The organism is Rouxiella badensis (assembly GCF_026967515.2).
In the GTDB taxonomy this organism is placed as follows: domain Bacteria; phylum Pseudomonadota; class Gammaproteobacteria; order Enterobacterales; family Enterobacteriaceae; genus Rouxiella; species Rouxiella badensis.
In genome coordinates this window covers 1,956,674-1,980,973 of sequence record NZ_CP114062.1, presented here as the reverse complement: position 1 = coordinate 1,980,973, position 24,300 = coordinate 1,956,674, and the positions used below count along the sequence as shown (strand labels likewise).

At 57.4% G+C, this 24,300-nt stretch carries 10 protein-coding genes; 8 read left to right on the top strand and 2 right to left on the bottom strand.

Annotation, left to right across the window (positions count from 1 at the left end):
* Positions 1-2: 2 nt before the first annotated feature.
* From O1V65_RS09200 to solL, 8 genes are all read left to right on the top strand, one after another.
* A complete protein-coding gene (locus O1V65_RS09200) occupies positions 3-6,857 on the top strand; it encodes a non-ribosomal peptide synthetase (RefSeq protein WP_269130442.1) in 6,855 nt (2,284 codons plus the stop codon).
* A 103-nt stretch (positions 6,858-6,960) separates the two neighbouring features.
* Positions 6,961-10,452, top strand: a complete 3,492-nt coding sequence (gene solG, locus O1V65_RS09195; protein WP_084913153.1) for a solanimycin non-ribosomal peptide synthetase SolG — start codon at positions 6,961-6,963, stop codon at positions 10,450-10,452.
* A complete protein-coding gene (locus O1V65_RS09190; protein ID WP_269130441.1) occupies positions 10,449-16,133 on the top strand; it encodes a non-ribosomal peptide synthetase in 5,685 nt (1,894 codons plus the stop codon). The genes solG and O1V65_RS09190 overlap by 4 nt, the downstream gene beginning before the upstream one ends.
* A gap of 31 nt (positions 16,134-16,164) precedes the next feature.
* A complete protein-coding gene (gene solI / locus O1V65_RS09185) occupies positions 16,165-17,445 on the top strand; it encodes a solanimycin biosynthesis cytochrome P450 SolI (protein WP_084913155.1) in 1,281 nt (426 codons plus the stop codon).
* A gap of 69 nt (positions 17,446-17,514) precedes the next feature.
* Positions 17,515-18,780: a glycosyltransferase gene (locus O1V65_RS09180; protein ID WP_017491078.1), complete on the top strand. Its 1,266-nt coding sequence runs from the start codon at positions 17,515-17,517 to the stop codon at positions 18,778-18,780.
* A complete protein-coding gene (gene solJ, locus O1V65_RS09175) occupies positions 18,777-19,475 on the top strand; it encodes a solanimycin biosynthesis MBL-fold hydrolase SolJ (protein ID WP_017491079.1) in 699 nt (232 codons plus the stop codon). The genes O1V65_RS09180 and solJ overlap by 4 nt, the downstream gene beginning before the upstream one ends.
* 85 nt (positions 19,476-19,560) lie before the next feature.
* A complete protein-coding gene (locus O1V65_RS09170; protein WP_017491080.1) occupies positions 19,561-20,103 on the top strand; it encodes a MaoC family dehydratase in 543 nt (180 codons plus the stop codon).
* Positions 20,104-20,149: 46 nt separating this feature from the next.
* Complete coding sequence (solL, locus tag O1V65_RS09165; RefSeq protein WP_017491081.1) at positions 20,150-21,538, top strand: solanimycin export family MATE transporter SolL; 1,389 nt, start codon at positions 20,150-20,152, stop codon at positions 21,536-21,538.
* 67 nt (positions 21,539-21,605) lie between these two features.
* Here solL and O1V65_RS09160 read toward each other — a convergent pair whose 3' ends face one another.
* Complete coding sequence (locus O1V65_RS09160) at positions 21,606-23,375, bottom strand: GMC family oxidoreductase (RefSeq protein ID WP_017491082.1); 1,770 nt, start codon at positions 23,373-23,375, stop codon at positions 21,606-21,608.
* 37 nt (positions 23,376-23,412) lie between these two features.
* Positions 23,413-24,135 (bottom strand): gluconate 2-dehydrogenase subunit 3 family protein, encoded by a 723-nt coding sequence (locus tag O1V65_RS09155; RefSeq protein WP_269130440.1) that lies wholly within the window; start codon positions 24,133-24,135, stop codon positions 23,413-23,415.
* Positions 24,136-24,300: the final 165 nt, after the last annotated feature.

Genomic DNA, 24,300 nt, shown 5'->3' with positions numbered 1-24,300 from the left:
CAATGACTATGGTGCAGGATAATATGCTCTTGCCGCGCGAAGAGACGGCGTTGGCGTACTGGGAACAGTACCTGAGCGGCGCGCAAAGAACAGCGAACGCCAATCTGGCAAATGCCGCCGACACTGAGGCGGCAAACGCGGCCTCTTCGTCGCCGCAGGCGCGCGTCAGTGTGCTTGTTGCGCCGGTTCCGGCGGCGCTGAGCACCGCGCTTCTGTCGCAGGTTCAGCGTGAGTCACTGTCGCTGGAGGTTCTGCTGTCGGCCGCATGGGGTCTGCTGCTGAGCAAGTACAGCGGCGAAGAGGACGTGCTGTTTGGCATACAGCTTTCAGATGCTGAAGCGCAGGCGAGCCAGGCGTTTCCCGTGCGGATGCACCTCGATGCCGACCTCGCCCTGAGCGACTGGTTTAATGATATTGCCGACATGTTCGAGCAGCATCAGCGTCATGCCGACGCCTTGCCTGCCGGTGTGCAGGCCAACGAAGCGCTTTTCGAATCGCTGATCAGTGTGCATCGCGCCGCGTCTACAGAATACGTCTCCGCGCCGTTGCAGCTGATTTTGCATGCCGGTAGCGAACTGTCGCTGGAGCTGCGTTATGGGGCGAGCGACTTCGGCGATGCCGATGCACAGAATCTTCTCTATCGCGTACAGCAGCTATTGACCTGCTTTACGCAGGGCGAAAAGCGCACCCTTGGCGAACAGTCTCTGCTCGGCCGCGATGAAATCGACCGCGTTATTGAACAGTGGAATGCCACCGAGCTGGACGTGGCGCTGGACCGCTCACTCTACACGCTGTTTGCCGAGCAAGTCGCGGCCAGAAACGAGGCAACGGCGCTGGTGGCGGACGATGTGCGTCTCAGCTATCGGCAGCTGGCCGACCGAGCCAGACAGATTGCCGCCGGGCTGCGCCACGTGGGTGTCGCTCAGGGCGATCGCCTGGTGCTGAGCATGGACAAGTCGCCGGAGCTGATCGCTGCCATGCTGGGGATTATCAAACTCGGAGCGGCCTATGTCCCGATTGCTCTGGACGCCCCGAGCGAGCGCCGTGCGTTTATCATCAACGACGCGCAGGTACGCTGGACGCTGACGACGCGGGCGGATGCTCCCCGCTTCGCCGAGCAAGAGAGCAGCACTTTGCTGTTCGTCGATGATTATCTCGTTCAGGTCGAGGACCAGGATGAACCTGTTGACGCCATCGATTCACGCACCATTGCCTACATCATCTATACCTCGGGCACCACCGGTACGCCGAAAGGCGTCGAGATTGCGCAGCGCAGCCTGATCAACTTCTGCGCCTGGTGCGAACACCTGGGCATTTTCAGCGCCGGGCAGCCCATTACTCAGTTTGCGCCTTATACCTTCGATGCGTCAGCAGGGGAGATTTTTGGCACGCTAACGCGTGGCTGCGAACTGCACCTCCTGTCGAATGCGCTTATCCAAAATCCTCCCGCGTTGACGGTGTATATGGTTGAAAACGACATTGGTTTTTCGGCCTTCCCGCCTCCTTATCTGGCGCATCTCGACCCGACGCAGGTACCAGAGGGCATGACGCTGCTCACTGCCGGTTCAGCCCCCACTCTGGCGCTGATTGAGCGCTGGAGCGAGCGTTGTCGCTATATCAACGGCTACGGTCCGACCGAAACCACTATTATGTCCTCGGCATGGATGCGGGGCTTTGAGCAGACTCAGGAGAGTCGTCTGAGCATCGGGCGACCGATTGCCAATACCCGGATGTACGTCGTCGATAACTTCGGGCAGCTTTGTGCACCGGGGATGGCGGGCGAAATCTGGATAGGCGGCGAGGGTGTCGCGGTGGGCTACGTTAATCGCCCTGAGCTGACGGCCCAGCAGTTTATTGCCGACCCCTGGGTGGCGGGCGCTAGGGTCTATCGCACCGGGGATATTGGGCGCTGGTTTGAAGACGGCCGCATCGAGTTCCTCGGGCGTCGTGACCACCAGATCAAGCTGAGCGGTTACCGTATCGAGCTCGGTGAAATCGAGTCGCGTATTGCGGCGCTGGCGCAAATCAAGGAAGCCACCGTGATAGGTCTGTTGCCAGAGTCGGGCGAGGCGCGTCTGGTGGCCTATGTCGTCGCGGAAAAACCTTGCGGGAATGAGGTGATTGCGCAGTGGCGTGAAGTGCTCGCCACCCAGCTGCCTGGTTATATGATCCCGGCGGCGTTCGTGGTGATGGACTCGTTACCGCTGACCGCCAACGGCAAGATTGACCGTAAAGCGCTGCCGTTGCCGGATAACAGCGCTTACCTGCAGCGTGACTTCGACGCGCCACGCGCCGGAACGGAAACCGTACTGGCAAAGCTGTGGCAGACCTTGCTCGGCGTTAATCAGGTGGGTCGTCAGGACAACTTCTTCGAGCTAGGTGGCCATTCGCTGCTGGCGATGCAGCTGAAGGCGAAACTGCTTGAGCAGAACCTGTATACCGATGTACCGACGGTCTTCGCGTATCCGGTGCTGGCCGAGCTTGCGGTACACATCAGGCGGGAAGAGGATGCCGCATCGACGTTTGCCGTCCCGGCAAATCTGATTGCGCCGTCGACTACCGCGCTGCATCCCGAGCATTTTCCGTTGGTCTCGCTTACGCAATCGCAGATAGACCACATCGTGGCGCGGGTCGCGGGAGGCGTCGCCAATATTCAGGATATCTATGCGCTGGCACCGCTACAGGAAGGCATTCTCTTCCACCACCTGCTCGAGGAGCAGGGCGATCCTTATCTACAGCGTGGACATTTGTCGTTTACCCATCGTGAGACGCTGGATAATTATCTTGCGGCGCTTCAACGGGTGATTGAACGCCATGACATCCTGCGCACCGCCTTCATCTGGGAAGGGCTGGAGAAGCCGGTGCAGGTCGTCCTGCGTCAGGCGCGTTTGCATGTGCAGGAGCTTCAGCTGGATGCCGATGCCGTCGTAGAGCAGATGAAGGCGCGTCTTGACCCTGACGTCCACCGCATTGACCTGACCCAACCGCCGTTACTGCATATATTAGTGGCTTATGATGAAACGCAGGCGCGTTGGCAAGCCTTGATGTATATCCACCATCTGGTGGAAGACCTCGCCTCGTTGCAGATTATCCTCGGTGATATTCAGGCGTTTCTCAGCGGTAGCGGCGTAAGCCTGCCTCCGGCGACCGCATTCCGTCAACACGTGGCGCAGCTGCGCCTGCACGCCGACGGCCAACAGCAGCGGGCCTTTTTTGCCGAGATGCTGGCGGACATTGAAGAACCGACGATGCCGTTTAATCTCAAAACCGGTCACCTTCACGGGCAGCGCATCACCGAAACCCGTAAACCGCTTGCGGCACCGTTGGCAGAGCGTTTACGTCATCAGGCTCGCCGTCTCGGGGTCAGCCTGAGCAGCCTGTGTCATCTAAGCTGGGCGCGCGTGCTGGGCGCAGCCAGTGGACGCGACACGGTGGTGCTGGGCACGGTGCTTTCAGGGCGGATGCAGGGCAAGGACAGCGATAAGATTCTGGGTCCTTGCATCAATACGCTGCCGCTGCGTCTTGAGGTGGGTGGCATCGGGGCCGTCGATGCCGTTCGCCAGACGCATAAGCGCCTCACCGCGCTTATCAAACACGAGCACGCGACGTTGTCGCTGGCGCAGCAAGGCAGTGGGATAGCGCCTCCGACGCCGATGTTCAGCTCGGTATTCAACTACCGTCACAACCGTCCTACCGAGGTGGATGTGCTGGGGGATATCGAATTCGACGGCGTGGTTTGGCACGGCTTTGAGGAGCGGACAAACTATCCGATCACCGCCTCGGTAGATGATTTTGGCGAGGCGATGGACATCAGCGTGCAGACTCTGCCGTCACTCTCCAGCGAACGCCTGTTTGGCTACTTCCAGCAAAGCCTGCTGAGTCTGGTGGCGGCGCTTGAGGCCGATATTCCGCCTTCCCCGGCGCAAATACCGCTGTATGAGCTCGAGATTCTGCCGTCGCAAGAACGTCAGCATCTGCTCAAAACCGGCAACGATACGGCGGTCTCTTTCCCGACCACGGCGTCCATACATCAGCTGTTCGAGCAGCAGGTCACGCTGCAACCGCAGGCGCTGGCGCTCCAGGCGGGCGAGGTGAGTCTCAGCTATACCGAGCTGAACCAGCGCGCCAATCGCCTGGCCCATTATCTCGTCGCATTAGGGATTACGCCGGATACGCGGGTGGGCGTGTGCACCGAACGTGGCGCAACAATGCTTATCGCGCTGTTGGCCACGCTTAAGGCTGGCGGCGCTTACGTGCCGCTCGACCCGGAATATCCGACGGCACGATTAGCCTACATTCTCGACGATGCCAGTCCGAAAGTGCTGTTGGTGGACGGGCGCGGGCGTGAGCTGTTTGGCGAGCAGCCGGGCAACACTCTCACGGTGGTCAATCTGGACGTCGACGGGCCGCACTGGGAGGCGTTGCCGGTCAGCAATCCTGCGGTCGTCACCCTGAATCCACGCCATCTGGCTTACGTGATTTACACCTCGGGGTCAACCGGCAAGCCGAAGGGTGTGATGGTTGAGCATCGTCAGGTGGTTAATTTCCTGAGCGGAATGCAGGCGTTGTTCAATCTGACCGCGAAGGACCGCCTGCTGTCGGTCACCAGTATCTCCTTTGATATCGCCGGACTTGAGCTCTATTTGCCGCTGATGACCGGCGCGTCGATTGTGCTGGCGAGCCGCAGTCAGGCCATGGATCCTCATGCGCTGCTCAAGCTGTTGCACACTCACCCGATCACCCTGATGCAGGCGACACCGACTACCTGGCGATCGCTGGTGGATGCCGATACAACGCCTCATCCGCAGTTGAAAATTCTCTGCGGCGGCGAAGCGTTGCCAAGGGATTTGGCTCAGCGTCTGCACGTTTTTGGTGAGTCGCTGTGGAACCTGTACGGACCAACCGAAACCACTATTTGGTCAACCTGTCATCGCGTCGAGGCAGAGGACGTCACGCACTACAACCAGGCGATTGGCCGCCCGATTGCCAACACGCAGGTGTATCTGCTGGACGCACACGGCAACCCGGTGCCGATGGGGGCGATGGGTGAGCTGTACATTGGCGGTGAGGGGGTTGCACGGGGCTATCACGCGCGTCCCGAACTGACCGCCGAGCGTTTTATTGCCGACCCGTTTTCAAGTGACTCTGCCGCGCGCCTCTATCGCACCGGCGATTTCGCACAGTTTTTGGCCGACGGACGCCTGGTTTACCTTGGCCGTACCGACAGCCAGCTCAAACTGCGCGGGCATCGGATTGAGTTGCAGGAAATCGAGGCGCATTTAGTGAGCCATTCGCTGGTGCGTGAGGCCGTGGTCGTTGCACGCGAGGACATGGCCGGTGAGGCGCGTCTGGTGGCCTATGTGGTGCCACGTTCCCGTGAAGAAAGAGCAGAAGACATTCCGGTTGAAAGCACCAGCCTTGATTTTAGCCTGTTCTTCTTTGGTGCCCATACCGATGCCCAGCGCGGATATCGCGATTACGCCGAGGCGGCAGAGTTTGGTGATAAACACGGCTTCACCGCCGTGTGGACGCCGGAGCGACACTTCCACAGCGTCGGCGGACTGTATGCCAATCCGGCGTTATTACAGGCCTCGCTGGCGGCCAGAACCCGCAACATCAAGCTGCGTGCCGGCAGCGTGGTGTTGCCGCTGCACGACCCCGTTTCCATCGCAGAAAACTGGTCGATAGTCGACAACCTGTCGAACGGTCGCGTCGGGATTGGCATTGCTTCAGGCTGGAACCAGAAGGACTTCGTGCTGGCTCCGCAAAACTACGGCCCCCGTCGGGACGTGATGCGTCAGGGCATTGAAGAGCTGAAAACACTGTGGCAGGGCGGCAGCGTGACGCGGCAGGACAGCCAAGGCCACGACGTCTCGGTGGCGATTTATCCCGTGCCGGTCCAGAAGGAGCTGCCGATTTGGTTAACCGCCGCCGGTACGCCGGAAACCTTCGAGTATGCGGGCAGCAGCGGGGCGAACGTGCTCACTCATCTGCTCACTCAAAGTATCGATGGGCTCGCTGACCATATCGCGCTTTACCGTGCCGCACGAGAAAAAGCCGGATTTGATCCTCGCAGCGGCAAGGTGACGGTGATGGTCCACACCTATCTTGGGGCTCATCTTGACGCCGTGCTAAGCCAGGCTAAGCAGCCGTTCTTCGACTACCTGGAGGGGCATCTGAGCCTGCTTTCTGGCTGGCTGAGGGAGCAGAACATCAATCTCGAATCGCTGCCGGGCGAAGACAAACGCAGCATGCTGGAATTCGCGTTCAAGCGTTATACCCGCGAGCTGTCGTTTATCGGTACGCCGGAGTCTGCGCTGTCAGTGGCAGAGCAGTTGCAGGAGATTGGGGTGAACGAGGTGGCCTGCCTGATTGACTGGATTGAGCCACAAGATCCGCTGTCGGCGCTGGAGCATCTGGCGAAGCTGAAAGGCATGGTTCAGACGCTGTTTGGCCGCAAGGCGTTACGTAAGCATCTGCAGGACGCCTTGCCGGACTACATGGTTCCCGCGGCCTTCGTGATGCTTGAGGCTTTACCGCTGACGCCGAACGGCAAGATTGACCGCAATGCGCTGGTGCCACCGGATGAGATGTCCTTCACCCGTCGCGCCTATGCGGCACCGCAGGGCACGCTGGAAATCACCATGGCGGCCATTTGGGAAGAGTTGCTGGGCATTGAGCACATTGGCCGTCAGGACAACTTTTTCGAACTCGGCGGCTATTCGCTGTTGGCGGTACGCCTGATTGAACAGCTGCGCCGCAGAGGGCTCAGCATCGAAATACGCACACTATTTGATACGCCTGTTTTGGCCGACCTCGCGGCCAAAACCATCGAGCTCGCGGAGACCCGACTGTGAAGACGTTATTCCCGATATTTTTGCAAAACGACAGTGCCTGTTGCATCACCTTGCATTACGCAAAACACCCTCGCATAGAAGCTATTATCATGGAGAACAAATAATGAGCGATTTCGACCAGTTACTGCTGACTCTGGAAGAGGCAAAAATCTCGATCTCGCTGGATAACGAGGATTTGGTTATCACGGCAGCCAAGGGTGCGCTTACCAGTGAGATTAAAAGTGCGCTTCGTGAGCACAAGACAACGATGGTGACCGCGCTGCGCAACGGCAAACGCCTGTCCAACGCCTTTGAGGTGGTGGTTCCTGCGAACAAGATTACCCCCGAGACGACCACTATCACGCCTGAGCTGCTGCCATTGATTGATTTTACGCAGAAGGACATCGATCAGGTGGTCGATCAGGTGCCGGGCGGCGTCAGCAATATTCAGGACATCTATTCGCTGGCCCCGTTGCAGGAAGGGATCTTGTTCCACCACATGCTGGCGAGCAAGGGTGACCCGTATCTGCAAACCGGTCAGATGACCTTCGATAGCCGCGAAAAAGTTGATAACTATCTGGCGGCGGTGCAGCAGGTTATCGACCGTCACGACATCATGCGTACCGGTTTTTACTGGGAAGGCGTCTCCACGCCGTGTCAGGTGGTGCAACGCCGCGCAAAACTGCACGTGCTGGACGTTGAGCTGGACCCGGCGAACGGCCCGATTGCCGAGCAGTTGGCCGCGCGTTTCGACCCCTCACACTACAGCATCGATTTGGCTAAACCGCCGCTGCTGCACGCCTTCGTGGCTTACGACAGGCGCAATGAGCGCTGGGAAATGTTCCGCGTTCTGCATCACCTGATTGATGACATCACTTCGGTACTGATCCTGTCTGCCGAAATCCACACCTTCCTGGCAGGGCGCGGCCATACGCTGCCAGAGGCGCAGCCGTTCCGTCGTCTGATTGCCCAGGTCCGTTTGGGCAAAAGCCCGGAAGAGCACGAGCGTTATTTCCGCTCGACCTTAGGTGATATCGATGAGCCGACCGCACTCTATGGTCTAGTCAATCTGCTCGATGACTCCGAAATTATTGAGGTCACGCGCAAGGTGCCACAGCGTCTCAACGACGTGCTGCGCGGCTATGCGCGTCGTCTGGGCGTTAGCCTCGGCAGTATCTGCCATCTGGCGTGGGGGCAGGTGCTGGCCTGCATCAGCGGTCAGGACTCGGTGGTATTCGGGACCATTTTGTTTGGCCGTATGCACGCCGGTGAAGGCGCAGACCAGATCATGGGGCCTTTCATCAACACCCTGCCACTGCGTCTGGATATGTACGGCGCGAGCGTTGAGGAAAGTGTGCGTGCAACGCATAAACGTTTGGCCGAACTGCTCAGCCACGAGCATGCGTCATTGGCGCTGGCACTGCGTTGCAGCGGCATCACCGGCTCAACGCCGCTGTTCAATACGCTGTTCAACTATCGCCATAACCGCGAATCAGAGAGTAAATCGCTGGATTTCGTGGTCCCTGAGGCAGACCAGTGGGACGGCTTTGAAGAGCGTACCACCTATCCGATAACGCTCTCCGTTGACGACTATGGCACAGCGCTCGGCCTGAATATTCAGGTGGTCGATTCACTGGATCCCGAGTTGCTGTTTGCCTATATGCAGCACGCGCTTGAAAATATCGCCAAAGCGCTGGACGAAGCCCCCAACACGCCGATGCAGCAGATCAATATTCTGCCTGCCGCAGAACGCCATCTGTTGCTGAATGAATGGAACGACACTGCCAAGGTTTATCCTGAGGTTGCCTATACCCACCAGATGTTCGAGGAGCAGGTAAAACGCACGCCTTCCGCGGTTGCGTTGCGCTTTGGGAATCGCAAACTGAGCTACGCCGAGCTGGATGCCTTGTCCAACCAACTGGCGCACTTCTTACACCAAAAAGGGGTAAAACCGGACGATCGCGTGGCTATCTGTCTGGACCGCAGCATCGAGATGGTGGTTGGCCTGATGGGGATTATCAAGGCCGGGGGCGCCTATGTGCCGCTTGACCCTGATTACCCGGTAGACCGCCTATCCTATATCCTGCAAGACTCCGCGCCGAAGCTGCTGTTGCTCGACAAACGCGGGCGCGAAATCACCGCCGGGCTAGATACGACCGGTGTTGTGACCTTTGACCTTGACGCCGAGTCTCTGGCAACCTCTTCGCTGCCCATCGAGCCGTTATCGCCTGCCGAACTGGGCCTGACGTCGCACAATCTTGCCTACGTTATTTACACCTCTGGCTCGACCGGTAAGCCAAAGGGTGTGGAAAACGAACACCGTGGTCTGATCAACCGCCTGCAGTGGATGCAGGATGCCTATCAGCTCGACAGCAGCGATGCGGTATTGCAGAAAACCACCTTCAGCTTTGACGTTTCGGTGTGGGAGTTCTTCTGGCCGCTTTCCGTCGGGGCAACGCTGGTGGTAGCCCCTCCGGGCGCGCACAAAGATACGCAGGCGCTCGCACAGGTTATTCAGGCGAACAACATCACCACCATCCACTTTGTTCCGTCGATGCTGAATCTGTTCCTGGCCAGCGACGGCGCGACGGCCTGCCGCTATCTGCGCCGCATCGTGTGCAGCGGTGAGGCCCTGAGTTCGGCAAGCGTTGCCACCTGCCACCGCGTGCTGCCTGATACGGCGGTGCACAACCTTTATGGGCCGACCGAAGCGGCTATCGACGTGACGGCCTGGACCTGCCCCAAAGATTTACCGGCGACGGCGATTGTGCCGATTGGGCGTCCTATCGCCAACCTGCGTATTTACCTGCTCGACCAGCACCAGCGCCCGGTTCCACTCGGCGTGGCGGGTGAGCTGTATATCGGCGGCGTAGGCGTAGCGCGTGGCTATCTCAACCGTCCGGATCTGACGGCTGAGCGCTTTATCAGAGACCCGTTTGCTTCGGATGCCAACGCTCGTATGTACCGCACCGGTGACCTGGCGCGCTACCTGCATAACGGTGACATCGAGTATCTCGGACGTAACGACAATCAGGTCAAGATCCGCGGTTTCCGCATCGAACTGGGCGAGATCGACGCCGCGTTGCAGAAACAGCCGGCCATTCGTGAAGCCGTGGTGGTAGCCCGTGATGATGCGCAAGGCGACCTGCGTCTGGTGGCTTATGTGGTGCTCGACGCACGCGCAGACGCAGAAGGCCTGAGTACGTCTGAGCGCATCGCACAGTGGCGAAACAGCCTGGCCGCCCAGTTGCCGGATTACATGGTGCCCGCCGCCTTCGTCAAACTTGATCAACTTCCGCTCACCGCTAACGGCAAGCTGGACCGCAAAGCGTTGCCATTGCCCGATGACTCCTCTTTCTTCCGCCGCACCTACGCCGCGCCGCAGGGCGATGTCGAGATTGCTATGGCAGAGCTGTGGCAGGCGCTGCTGGGCGTGGAGCGTATCGGTCGTCACGACAATTTCTTCGAACTGGGGGGACATTCTCTGTTGGCCGTGCAGCTGATGGAGCATCTGCGCCAGCGCGATTTAAGTATCGAGATCCGCGCGTTGTTCGAAAGCCCGACCCTGGCAGAGCTGTCTGAGCGTACCGTTGAACTCGATGAGATGAGAATATGATGGATTTTGATGACCTTTTGCAGGCACTTGACGAGGCCAACATTGCCTTGTCGCTTGATGGCGAATCTCTGGTCATCAAGGCAGCCAAGGGGTCTCTGACCCCTGATATCAAGACGGCACTGCGAGAGCACAAACCGGCTCTTGTCGATGCCCTGCAACAGGGGAGAGATTTCTCCTCTCAGGGGGGAGGTGGCGGTTCACACGTGCCGGTGAATGTGATAACTCCACAGACGACCCACCTGACGCCGGATATGCTGCCGCTGATTGACCTGACGCCGGACGATATCGCGCACATTGTCGCCCAGATTCCAGGCGGCGTAGCGAACGTGCAGGATATTTACGCCCTGACGCCGTTGCAGGAGGGCATTCTCTTCCTGCATCGGCTGAGCGGTAAAGGGGATCCCTATCTCCAGTTCGCCAAGGTCTCGCTGGCAAACCGTGAGGTGCTGGTGCAGTACGTCGAGGCCGTTCAGCAGACCATTAATCGACACGATATTCTGCGTACCGCGTTTCTCTGGCAGGGACTGTCGACCTCGGCGCAGGTGGTGTTGCGTCATGCGCCCGTGCAGTTAACCGAGGTTGAGCTCGACCCGGCCAATGGCCCAGTGATGGACCAGTTGGTCAAGCGCTATGACCCGGCGCACTACCGTGTTGATTTGACTCAGGCACCGCTGCTGAGCCTATTTACCGCCCAGGACCCGCACAGCGGGCGCTGGGAAATGATCATGTTGCAACACCACCTGATCGACGATATCGCCTCGTTGCAGATAATGATCCAGGATATCCGCGCCTTTATGCTCGGGCGTGGGCAGTTGTTACCTGCGCCACCGCCGTTCCGCCGCCTGATTGCCAAAATACGGTCATCGGCCTCCGAGGCCCAGCACGAGCAGTTCTTTCGCGCGATGCTGAGCGATATTGACGCGCCTACGCTGCCGTTTGGCGTCGCGAACGTGGCGGTAGACAACGCGACGGTGGTCGAACTTCGCCGCAATGTCGACGCGACCCTGGTTGACCGCCTGCGTGCCCACGCGCGCCGTCTTGGCGTCAGCATGGGCAGCCTCTGTCATCTGGTTTGGGGACAGGTCATGGCGCGCGCCAGCGACAGCGATACGGTGGTAATGGGTACCATCCTGCTGGGCCGTTTGCAGGCGGGCGAGGGGGCTAATCAGATTATGGGGCCGTTCATCAATACGCTGCCCCTCCGTCTTGACCTCGGCAACGTGGGCGTCGAAGAAAGCGTGCGCGAAACGCATAAACGTTTGGCTGCCTTGCTGGAGTGTGAGCATGCGTCGCTCGGTTTGGCCCAGCGCTGTAGCGGGATTGCGCCGCCAACGCCTTTGTTCAACGTGCTGTTTAACTATCGCCACAACCAGCAGGCGGAGGATAAGTACGTCGATACGACCGGCGAACGCGATGCGGTGGAGTGGCACGGCTTCGAGGAGCGGACCGATTATCCGCTGACGGTCTCGGTGGATGACTTTGGCGATACGCTGCGACTCAACGTGCTCGCGGTGCCAGAGTTCTCCGCCGAACGCATCATGGGCTATCTCCAGCAGACTATGAAAAGTCTGGCGCAGGCGTTGGACAACAGCCCGGCGCTGCCGATGTCGGCGCTGGAAATCCTGCCTGCCGGTGAGCGCCGTAAACTGCTGGTCGACTGGAATAATACCGCGGCGTCTTATCCGTCGAATGAGACCGTGCATCGCCTGTTCGAGCAGCAGGCTGCCCGTACCCCTGCGGCCGTTGCGGTGATTGACGGTGACACGCAGCTAAGCTACTTCGAACTAAACCAGCAGGCTAACCGCCTGGCCTCAACGTTAATTGCCCGAGGCGTCAAACCGGGGGAGAGTGTGGCCCTGCTGCTGCCGCGCGGCAGCGCCTTGCTGGCTGCGACGCTGGCCATTCTCAAGGCGGGCGCGACCTACGTACCGCTGGACCCGCTTGCCCCGCAGGAGCGTCTGAACTGGATGATTGATGACTGCGCGGCGCGACTGGTGATAAGCGATGCACGTCAGCCGCTGGCTGCGGGCCTGCGCCTGCCGGTGATTGACGTTGAAAGCGATGAAGTTGCGCGTGCCAGTAGCACGCCTGTCGTGGTCCCGAGTTCTGCCAGCCAGGCGGCTTATATCATCTACACCTCCGGCTCGACCGGGTTACCCAAGGGCGTCATGGTGCCGCACCGTGCGGTGAATCGTTTGGTGATTAATAGCGGCGTGGGCGTTTTCGAGCCGGGCAACCGTATGGCGCTGGCGGCCAACACCGCCTTTGACGCCAGTACGCTGGAGATTTGGGCACCGCTCCTGACCGGCGGGGCCTGCGTGGTTATCCCGCAGGATACCTTGCTGTCTCCGGCCGCGCTGGTGCGCGTGCTCAGGCAGCATGACGTGAACCAGATGTGGTTGACGGTGGGCTTGTTCAACCAGCTTTATAGCGAGCTGGCACCGGTTATCCCGCAGTTCACCTCGCTGTTTGTCGGCGGAGACGCACTCGACCCGACGATTATCGCTCAGGTACTGCGTGCGTCTCCGGCAGCGAAGCTGGTTAACGGCTATGGCCCGACCGAAACCACCACCTTCGCGACGACCTACCCGATTGATGCGGCCTCCGCCAATTCTACCGGTATTCCCATTGGGCGTCCTATTGGCAACACCCGCACCTATGTGCTGGATAAACACCAGCAGCCGGTGCCATTAGGTGCGGTCGGCGAGTTGTACATTGGCGGCGACGGCGTCGCGCTGGGGTATCTCAATCGTGAGGAGCTGACCGCTGAACGCTTCGTGGCTGACCCGTTTGTTGCCGACGATGGGGCGCGCCTGTATCGCACCGGCGACCTGGTGCGTTATCGGGAAGACGGCAATTTGCTGTTCGTGGGGCGCAACGATCAGCAGGTCAAGCTGCGTGGTTTTCGCATCGAACTGGGAGAGATCGAGGCACGTCTGGCCGAGCATCCTCAGGTTGAGAAAGTGCGGGTGCTGGCGCTCGATAGTGGCAGCGGCAAGCGCCTGGTCGCTTACGCGGTCAGCGCTGTGCCTGAGGCGGAGTTACAGGATTATTTGGGCGAGCGTCTGCCGGATTATATGCTGCCTGCCCGTATCGTCACGCTTGAGCAGTTCCCGTTGACGCCGAACGGCAAGGTGGATCGCAAGGCGCTGCCTGCGGTGGAGTTTAGCGAAACCACGGCCTATCGTGCACCGCGTAACCCGCAGGAAGAGACACTCTGCACACTGTTCGCCGAGCTACTCCAGCAGCCGCGTATTGGCATTGATGATGATTTCTTTGCGATGGGCGGCCATTCGATTCTCGCTACCGGTTTGATTGCGCGCATCCGTACCCGTCTGGGCGTCGAGCTGCCGGTTAGGGTTCTGTTTGAGAATCCAACGGTGGCGAGTCTGTCCAGGCATCTCGATACGCCAGGCAGAATTCGTCAACCGTTAACCCAGATTAAGCCCCTTCCTGCGCCGCTGCCGGTATCCTACAGCCAGCAGCTGATGTGGGTCGGTCAGAACACTCGCGGGGATAACTCCTCGCTCAACACGCCGATCGTCGTCTCGCTGGAAGGTGACCTGAATCTGGCGGCGTTAAGGGCCGCGCTGTACGATCTGGTGGAACGCCATGAAACGCTGCGCACCCGTTTTGCGGTAGTGAATGGTCAGCCGGTGCAGGTGGTCTCACCCCTTGCTGACGTTCAACTCGACGTCCCTTGCATCGATGTCGGCGTTGAGCAGGTGAATCACACCGTTTTTGAGGCGATTAGGCGAGTTTTCGACCTCGCCGTTGATTTCCCCTTCCGTCCCTCGATTTTACGCGTCGGTCTACGGCAGCATATTTTGGTGATGCTGTTCCACCATATTGCCTGTGACGCATTTTCACTCGCGCCGTTGACACGCGATCTGACGCAGGCCTATAAGGCACGCATCGCCGGTCAAGCACCGTCATTCATTCCGTTGCCGGTTCAGTATGCCGACTACGCGGTGTGGCATCGTGAGCTGCTCGGCGATCCTAACCAGCCGGACAGCCTGTATGCCGAACAGTTGGCCTACTGGAAGAAAACGCTCAACGGCGTGCCTGCTACGCTGGCCCTGCCGCAAGACTTTCCGCGTCCGGAAAAGCCGAGCTATCGTGGGGAAGTCTTGCCGCTGCAAATCAACGCCGGTCTGCACCAGCGTTTAAGCGGACTGGCGCGCGAGCGCAACATGACGCTATCGATGGTGCTTCAGGCGGCTCTGGGTATCTTCTATACCCGTCTGGGTGCGGGCGAGGATATTCCGCTGGGGGCCATTTTGGCGGGACGCAGTGACGAGGCGCTGAACGAGCTGGTGGGATGTTTCCTGACACAGTGGGTGATGCGCGTCGATACCTCGGGTAATCCGCGCGTCAACGAGGTGCTTGAGCGGGTGCGTACGCAGGCGTTAACCTCCTACGATCATCAGGATATTCCCTATCTCAAGCTGGTCAGCGAGCTTATGCCGGTGCGTTCACCGTCGCACTATCCGCTGTTCCAGACGATGATGATTCTGCAAAACACGCCTGCGGAAATGTTCGATGTGCCTGGCCTCGACGCCCGCGTGTTTCCGGCCCACAGCGGCAACACCAAGTGGGACCTCTACTACATGCTGTACGAGAATTACGGCGATGAGGGCACGCCACTGGGCATGGACGGCATACTGGAATACGCCGTCGACTTGTTTAGCCGTGAAACCGCCGAACGTCTGGTGACAGGCTATCTCGCCACGCTTGAGGCGATGGTGGCGGCTCCGGATGCTCGGGTCAGCGAGCTGAAAGTCGGCAATGCGCAGACGGAAATGCGCCAGTCGTCAGCGTCTTCAGCCGCGGTTGCGCTAGCCGATTTTAATCCGCTGTTAGTGCTGCAAAAAGGGGCGGCCAGCGCGGCGTCTCTCTTCTGTGTTCCTGGCGCTGGCGCAACGGTTACCGACTTCCTGCCTTTCATTCAGGCATTACCCGCTCACTGGCCGGTTTACGGCCTGCTGCACAAGGGTATCGATGGCATGAATGAACCAGAGCGTTCGGTTGAAGCCGCTGCGGCCCGCAACTTGCTCGCGCTTCATGAGGCCGGATTTGGCGCTGAGACACCGATTCATCTATTGGGTCACTCTTTCGGCGGGCAGGTGGCATTCGAGATGGCAAGGCAATGGCAGGCGCAAGGTTATCGCGTGGCGTCGTTGACTCTGCTCGATAGCGAAGCGCCCCGGAGCGCGGAAGACCCCGTTATAACGCGCACGTTGGCGGCGTGTATGCGCGAATACGTCGAAAGCATCGGCTTTAATCTCGACGCCGAGCTGGATATCGACAGCGCGCTTTACGCCAACGGCGACGTTGAACAGATGCTGCACGTCGTGCACCAGCATCTTCAGCGTCTGGGGAAAATCCCGGCCAACGCCTCTGCCCGGCTGTTGAAAGGCCCGTGGCAAACCTTCTATGCCGCGCGGCAAACGCATTATATCCCAACATCGCACTACCCGAATCCGCTTTATCTGATTCAGGTGCGTGACCCGTGGATGACCCTCGAGGAGTGTCTCAAGCGTCGTGACGAAGATGCCGCGGGCTGGGCGCGTTGGGCAGAAAAACTTGAGACCCTGACGGGACCGGCTCAGCACTTTACCCTGTTGAAAACGCCTCACGTCAGCGAGCTTGTGCAAAGGTGGCTTCAGTTCGTGCTGTAGCACTATCGAAAAATATAATGAGTGAGTGGAAATGACTGAGCTATCACACGTTGTTTTTGAAGATATTAATGCGGTCCCGTTAGAACAGCTTAACCCTGCGCGCAGGGATCGTTTCGCGAATGCGACCGAGCTGCCTGTATTTGAACGTCTGAGACGTGAGGATCCGGTGCATTACACCCCGGAAAGTGAATTTGGGCCTTACTGGTCACTGACGTTGTGGGACGATATTCGCGCCGTGGGCAGTAACCATCGCGATTTTACCTCGACGGAGAACATCGACCTCAAATCGATTGAAGAAAAGATAAATCTTGAAGCCGCGTTGCAGGCGCTCGGCCATAAACGCCGTAAAAACGTCGGCTTCATTACCATGGACCCGCCGGAGCATACCAAACATCGCAAGGCGGTCACGCCGGGCATGGGGCCGGCCAGCCTGGCGCGAATGGAGCCTGTCTTGCGCGAGCGTGCGGGCATTATTCTCGACGGCCTGCCGATTGGCGCACCTTTTGACTGGGTGGATAAAGTCTCCAAGGAGCTGACCGCGACCGTGCTGGCGACGCTGTTCGATTTTCCGTTTGAAGAGCGCCGCAAGCTGACGTTTTGGTCAGACATGCTGATGTGCGAGCCGGGACGCGGGCCGGTGAAGAGCTGGGAACACAAGGCCGAGGAGACCATCAAGTGTTATCAGGCTTTTGAAGCGCTGTGGGAGAAACGCCGCAACGAGCCGCCAACCCATGACCTTATCTCGATGCTCGCGCACCATCCTGAGACCTGTGACATGACGCTCGACGAGTTTCGCGGCACCATAGTGCTGCTGATCATCGGCGGTAATGACACCACGCGTAACACTATCTCGGGCAGCCTCTACTGGCTGGACAAATACCCGCAGGAGTTTGCCAAGCTCAAGGCCAATCCGAAACTGGTGATGTCGATGGTTTCCGAAACGCTTCGTTTCCAGACGCCTATCAGCTTTATGAGCCGCGTGGCCAATCGCGACGTGGAGATCCGCGGCAAAAATATCCGTCAGGGGGATCGCGTCCTGATGTGGTACCTGTCCGGCAACCGCGACGCCTCGGCGATTGAAGACCCTGATACCTTCTGCATTGACCGCGACCGCGCGCGTCGGCATCTCTCCTTCGGGGTGGGCGTCCACGCCTGTATCGGCAGCCGGGTGGCAGAAATGCAGCTCTCGGTTATCTGGGAAGAGATCCTCAAACGCTTTTCCAGAATCAACGTGCTGGGCGAACCGGAGCGAAACTACTCCAACTTTTTGCACGGCTTTGAAAATCTTAACGTCATTATTCCAAAAGGATGAGCCCATGCGAGTCAGGAGGCTGAAGTTAAGGACATCAAGGGATTGCCGCGCCAGTGGGGGAGTGAGTTGATGAAAATATCTATTTTCACCGCCGGCTCGATGGGCGACATTCGCCCGTTTATCGTGCTCGGCAAACGACTTCAACAGATGGGGCATCAGTGCTCCATCATGTCGGGCGAGAGGAATGAAAAAATCGTCACCGAGGAGGGGCTGGGTTACGACCGATGGGATCTCGATCTTCCAGAAGCTCGCCAGGTGGAGCAGGGGCTGATGGACGGTGACTCGGCTCGCAAGGCGGCGAAAAAGATGTCGGGCGTGGTCGAGAAACTGATGTCGCTGTGGGTAGAACAAGCCGTGACGGCGGCTAAGGACAGCCGCTTGATCATCGCCGCAAATCAGGCGGTTCCGCTGGCTATGTCCGTCGGCGAGAAGTTCGATATTCCGGTGGTGACCACCTATTTCGCGCCCCTGACGCCGTCGAGCTCGATACCGCCGTTTTTCCTGAAAAAAATCGTCAGGCTGCCGGGGTTTATCAATCTCGCGGTCTGGAAACTGCTGCGCCTGGTGATGTGGCGTTTTGTGGCGAAATCCTTTACCGCCTGTCGTGCCAGCCTTGAGCTCCCCGACTGGCGTTGGAGCGGTCCGTGGTCCGATAAAAGCAACGGTTCGAGAAAGATACTCTATGCCTTTAGCCAGCATCTGGTGCCAAGGCCGAAGGAATGGCCCGAAGAGACTATCAAGATAACCGGCAACTGGTTCGGGGAGGTCAGCAGTACGCAGACAGTTTCACCCGAACTGGAGCGCTTTATCGCCGAAGGGGAGTCGCCTATCTACGTGGGTTTCGGCAGCATGGCCAGCTCTGATCCTGAGGGGCTGACGCAAAAAATTATCAACGTCATCAAACGTTCAGGTGTGCGTGCTGTCATCATGAGCGGCGGTGGGGCCATCAGCGCGGAAATGATCGCGTCGGCTCGTCTGCCGGGCGTGCTTTGCGTAGACAGCGTGTCCCATGAATGGTTATTTCCTCGGGTAAAAACCGTGTTCCACCACGGCGGCGGCGGCACCGTTGCCGCCGCGGCGCGAGCGGGAACGCCCCAGGTGATCATGCCGTTTATCTATGACCAGTTTTATTGGGCATGGCAGCTTGAAGAGCTTGGCGTGAGCGGCGGCAGCCTCGACATAAAGCGCGTCGGAGAGGATGACATTGAAAACGCGTTGAACAAGAGTTTCTCGACCGAGGTGGTAAACCGGGCTAAAAAGCTCTGGCAGCAGGTCAATCAGGAAAATGGGGTAGATAACACGATTTCCGAATTACAGCACTGGGGTTTTCTTTGAATCAGCACCTTGCGGCTTTAACAGACAACGTCGCGGTAACGGCGCTGAAAGTCAGCGGCGGCCGCTTTATCAATAACAACTATCTGGTGCTTAATCGGCGGACCGGGCAGGCGCTGCTTGTCGACCCAGCGTGGGAAAGGGAGACAGTCGACTCCGCGCTAAAGGCGGCTAACGCCCAGTTGGCGGGGATTCTGTTAACCCATGCTCATGCCGACCACATCGACCTTGCCGACACCTTGGCAAATGAGCATGGCTGCCCGGTGTGGATATCTCGTCGGGAGGCCGCGTCATCCGGCTTCAGCATTGCCGCTCTGCGTACCTTCGATGAGCAGCCGTGGGAGGCCGCAGGCATGCTTGTCCGCCCGATAATCACTCCAGGCCATACGCCGGGCAGTGCCTGCTACTGGATAGGTAACCATCTGTTCACGGGCGATACGTTGTTCATCGAAGGGTGCGGCCTTTGCCCTGACAGTGACGCGGCAAGCCGTATGTATTCTAGTCTTCAACGTCTTAAGGCGATGTTGCCCGGTAAGGTACAGATTTATCCCGGCCACAGTTATGTTCAGCCGCCTGGATTAACGTTTGAGAGGCTATTTCGCTATAACGTCTATTTATCGTTCGACAACGTGGAAGCATTTATCAAGTTTCGACTGCGGCCTGGTCAGGCCAAGAGCCGATGGATGGCCTTTTCCTAGCAGGTTTTGTCTCTAATTTTTAATTGACGGCGGGCAGGGAAACGAAGCTGTTACCCGCCGGAGAATAAAAGGGGTACTTGTGAATATGTATAATGAAAGTTCTTCAAACAATCATTTTGATAGCGCCGACAAATACTCTACAGGAACGGAGGTCGCGGACATTGCCGCGCCTAAATTACATTTAGACGGCCTTAAGGTCGGGCAGGTTTTTCACAGCGCGGAATATTATGTCAGTGCGGATGAAATCACCGAGTTCTCGGCCAAATATGACCCGCAACCCTTCCATATGGACGACGAACTGGCGAAAGACTCCATCTTTAAGGGCCTGGCCGCGAGCGGTTGGCATACGGTCAGTATCACCATGAATCTGTTGGTGAAAAGCCTGCCTCTGGCGCATGGGATTATTGGCACCGGCGTGGAGAAAATTAACTGGCTCAGACCGACGCGACCGGGAGATATATTGCGAATCAATGCCAAAATTACCGAAATCACAATATCCCCCGCAAGGCCGGACAGAGCCAGGGTGAATATTCATATATCTACGGTCGGTCAGGATAATAAAGTACGTCAAGAGCTCGTCGGTAAGCTGCTTATCTTTCGGGTAAGTCAATCCTCTGGGGCTTTTTGAACATAACAATAAGCGTTGCGTCACTATTTGAAGAAGGGATCAATTCTTGGCCACTGATATTTCCGACAACACAGCAAATATTCTGCTGCAAGGTTCGATATTACGTTCACTGACTAAAATTGGCGTGCCCGTTATTTTGGCTAACCTCTTGCAGTCAGGTTACATCATGGTGGACGCCTTTTGGGTAGGGCGTTTAGGCGACAAGGCCGTGGCGGCGATATCGGTAAGTCAGCCCATCGTTTTTCTCGTTTTTGCGTTGGGCATCGGGCTTAGCGTCGCGGGGACAACGCTGGTTGCGCAGTGTATCGGGGCTCGCCTGCATCGCGAGGCGAGTAACATTGCGTCACAGGTGTTTATGCTGGCGCTGCTGTTCGGCCTACCGATTTCAGTAGGCGCCTATTGGCTGTCGCCCTGGATGCTGCGAACGCTCGGCACTCAGGAAGAGGTATTTCCTCTGGCGCTCAGCTTCCTGCGGGTCATCGTCAGCGGCATGATATTTACCTTCGGTTTTTCCATGCTACAGTCCCTGATGAGGGGCTCTGGCGAAGTCCGCATCCCGCTGATGATAACGCTGGGCACACTGATTCTTAACGCTGTCATGGATCCGCTGCTAATTTATGGCTGGGGAATTATCCCGGCATTTGGCGTGACCGGTGCGGCCATCGCAACGCTTATCAATCAGGGTATTGCCGTGGTAGCGGGGCTGCTGGTCTTGCATTCGCGTCACGTGGTGCTGAAGGTAAGTTTTCGGGCGATGAAACCTCGCCTGGATATTTTTAAGTCGGTGGTTCAACTCGGGGTGCCCTCGTCAATCGAACTGTGCGCCCATGCGTTGAGTGCAAGCGGCATGATGTCGCTGGTGGCGGTGCTTGGAACGGCGGTCACGGCGGCTTATGGGGTGGTCAACAACATCAATGCGCTGGTGATTGTTCCGGCCATTGGCGTGTCGATAGCCACCGCGACGCTGGTTGGGCAGAATATTGGCGCGGGAAATTTTGAACGTGCGAGGGCGATTGGGCGTTTAAGCGCGCTGATATCATTTTTCGCGTTGACGTTGGTGGGCGTCTTCGCCTTCACTTTTGCCCCTGATATTGTGGCCTTCTTTGCTCCTAATCAGACGCCGGTCATTGGTCATGGGGAAAGGTTCCTGCATATTATCGCGCCTAGCTACGGCTTGATTGGCTTACAGATGGCACTCAGCGGGGCTTTTCGCGCGACGGGGCGCACCATGACCACGATGACGCTGGCGCTGGTTTCGCAATGGCTGGTGCAGATCCCGCTGGCATGGGGGCTGTCCCACTATACTTCCCTCGCCGTTTCCGGCCTGTGGTATGCGTTTCCTGTCACCAACCTGTTAATGGCGGTGGTGACGGTCATTTTGTTTGAGCGTATCGATTGGCAAAGCTCGAGGCTGGTAGAAAAAAGTCAGGGATAGCGGCGCAATCACACCCACGGGGTTGTAAAGTCAGGGATGAACCGGTTGCCGGTTCATCCCTTTTTTCTTAAACCAGTGAACCTGGTGATTTAATATAGCGTTCAATAATGGCGCGTGCAGTGCGGATAGTCAGCGCACCAATGGTGACGGTAGGGTTATAGCCGCCATTGTTGGGGAAGGAAGATGCGCCGGTAACGAAGAGGTTGTGTGCGTCCCAGTGCTGCTGAAAACGGTTAAGGACCGACGTTTTCGGGTCCAGCCCCATTACCGCACCGCCCATAGTATGCGAGCTGTCAAACGGGCGATAAGGTGAGTAATGATCGTCGGCGAAAGAAACGGCGCGAATGTTTTTGCCCCCCACGGCTTCGGCAATCTCACGACAGCGGTCACGAATATAGGCACCCGAACGACGGTCATTGAGGTTGTAATCGTAGGTCAGACGCAGCAAAGGTTGCCCGTGGCGGTCTTTATAGGTCGGGTCGAGATCGAGGAACTGTTCGCGATGTGAATAGCTGGTTCCTTGACCCTGCACCATCGCCCAGTTTTGATACCCTGACTGAAAATCTTTTTTCCAACTTGAGCCCCACTGGCGATGCCCGGCCGGTATCTGGTCAGAGAGGCTGATAGGCAAGCCGGTGTTTGACAGCGCCTGTATCCCCGCACCTCCGATAAAGCCGAGCCCGGTGTGGTCAAAGTTATCGCCGTTAAAATCGTCAATCTGGGTGGCTAATGCGCCGGTATTCATAAATGGATTCAGGAATTCATTTTCAAGATTCAGAAACGCATAGGAAAGCGTCTGGAAATTAAAAGCGCGCCCCAGCGTGCCCTCGCCAGTTTTAGGATTATACATCTGACCAAATTTGGAGAGCATCAGCAGGCGCACGTTATCGAGCTGATAGGCCGAGATAACGACGATATCGGCGGGCTGGAAGCCGTAATTTCCGTCAGAATCGATGAAGGTTGCACCGGCAGCCGTTTTACCATCCGCGCTCTTCTCAACGCGCAGGACTTCGCATTCGGTGAGCATAGTAAAGTTTTTACGCTGCATCAGTGCCGGCATAACACAGGCGTTTGGCGAAGACTTGGACCAGTTACCGCAACCGTAAAGCTGGCAGTAGCCGCAGTAGGTACAGGGTGCCAGCTCGATATCTAGCGCATTTTTATAGGCTGCGCCTATTGTTCCTGCGGGCACGGGAAACGGGTGATAGCCCATTTTGGTGGTAGTTTGGTCGAAAATGTCGTTCCAGCGGGAGCGCACCAGTGAAGGGGTCGGATAGGGATGGCTGCGGCTCCCTTCGAAAGGGTTACCGCCCGGCTGTTTAACGCCATTAATAACCCCGGCAGTGCCTGACGTGCCGGCTATTTTCTCAAACCGATCGTAGAAGGGTTCCAGCTCGTTATAAGTCACCCCAAAATCCTGCACGATAAGCCCATCGACCAGCTGCTTGAGCCCGTAGCGTTCTTTGACGGTGCTAGCAACCTGCAAATCGTACGGCAGGAAGCGCCACGAGGCGGCTGCCCAGTGCGTGCCAGCCCCTCCTACGTTCATCCCTAACGTCCAGTTATTCCACTCACGTCCGGGTAAGGCGGTTTGATTAACATTATTTCGGATGGTGTATGTTTCAACCGATGCAGGTTGAAGGATCTCCTTGCGTACGGAATAGCGTAATTCATCAGGATCGCTGGTCGTCGGGAAGTCTGCACTGGTTTCGCGATAGGCTCCGCGTTCAATGGCAACCACGTTAAGCCCGGCTCGGGTCAGCTCCTCGGCCATCACTGAACCTGACCAGCCAAGTCCGACAATAACCACATCTGCTTTAGGTCTTTTATATTCCATGCTCATATTTCCAAAAAATAAAAATTCAAAAAAAATATCAAATCATAATCAGGCTGATAGGCTCTAATTCGACTCTTTTACCTTTAATATTTATATAATCACGGTAGTCGTAGCGCGCACCTGGGAAACCAATCATCCTCCAGCCGACCATGTTTTTATTGCCGCCATACAAAGGATCGGCCAGAAAACCCTCTTTAACGTTGGTCAGCATCAGGCTAAATAATTTATTGCCGTTAAATTCGCCATAGTCGAAGCTTCCTGACTCCATTTTCTCGAGATAGTTATCTTTTTCCTCATCGGAAAGGTCGATAAAGCTTTTGCCCACTGTTTTTTGACAATGTGCCTCCATCGCCGCCAACCCGGTTCGATAAACCTGCGCAGGCGTAATAATGGTTTGCTCACCTTGTTCGGGCGTACCTTTAACAATGGGGCCTAGCTTGTAGCGATTTTGTGCGGACCCAAAGGGACCCATTAACTGATTATCGGTAAAGGTCACGCAACCGGCTTCCGACGCACTAACGGAGAGCTCGTCGGCCGGGATTAAACGGTCATAAACAGCTTTAACCAGCGCCGCTTCGCGTGGGGTGAAATACACCAGCTTGCTGCTATCGACTATTTCAGGAATACGTCCAGGTGGCGCAGCCCATGTTTCACCGCCGGTGAATACTTTCATTGCTGCCCCTACGGGGCGAAAGACAGACGCAACGGTCGCACTGGCAATTAGCACCAGTCCGCCTTTTAGGACTTTTCTACGTTTCACATTGACTCCTTGAATTGACGCAACAGGGATGGGGATTTTTATTAGATGTTAATTTAGTATTTTTCTTGTGAATTTTGATGGTGAAAATTTATTTAAGTGTGGCATTTAGTGTGTTTTTGAAGGTGTTCATCATTAATAATTCGGCAGATTGTGCTAGCCATTTTT

What these genes read in the sequence shown, in the direction of transcription:
- O1V65_RS09200 (WP_269130442.1), top strand. Translation starts at nt 3, where the DNA reads ATGACTATGGTGCAGGATAATATGCTCTTGCCGCGCGAAGAGACGGCG.
- solG (WP_084913153.1), top strand. Translation starts at nt 6,961, where the DNA reads ATGAGCGATTTCGACCAGTTACTGCTGACTCTGGAAGAGGCAAAAATC.
- O1V65_RS09190 (WP_269130441.1), top strand. Translation starts at nt 10,449, where the DNA reads ATGATGGATTTTGATGACCTTTTGCAGGCACTTGACGAGGCCAACATT.
- solI (WP_084913155.1), top strand. Translation starts at nt 16,165, where the DNA reads ATGACTGAGCTATCACACGTTGTTTTTGAAGATATTAATGCGGTCCCG.
- O1V65_RS09180 (WP_017491078.1), top strand. Translation starts at nt 17,515, where the DNA reads ATGAAAATATCTATTTTCACCGCCGGCTCGATGGGCGACATTCGCCCG.
- O1V65_RS09170 (WP_017491080.1), top strand. Translation starts at nt 19,561, where the DNA reads ATGTATAATGAAAGTTCTTCAAACAATCATTTTGATAGCGCCGACAAA.
- O1V65_RS09160 (WP_017491082.1), bottom strand. Translation starts at nt 23,375, where the DNA reads ATGGAATATAAAAGACCTAAAGCAGATGTGGTTATTGTCGGACTTGGC.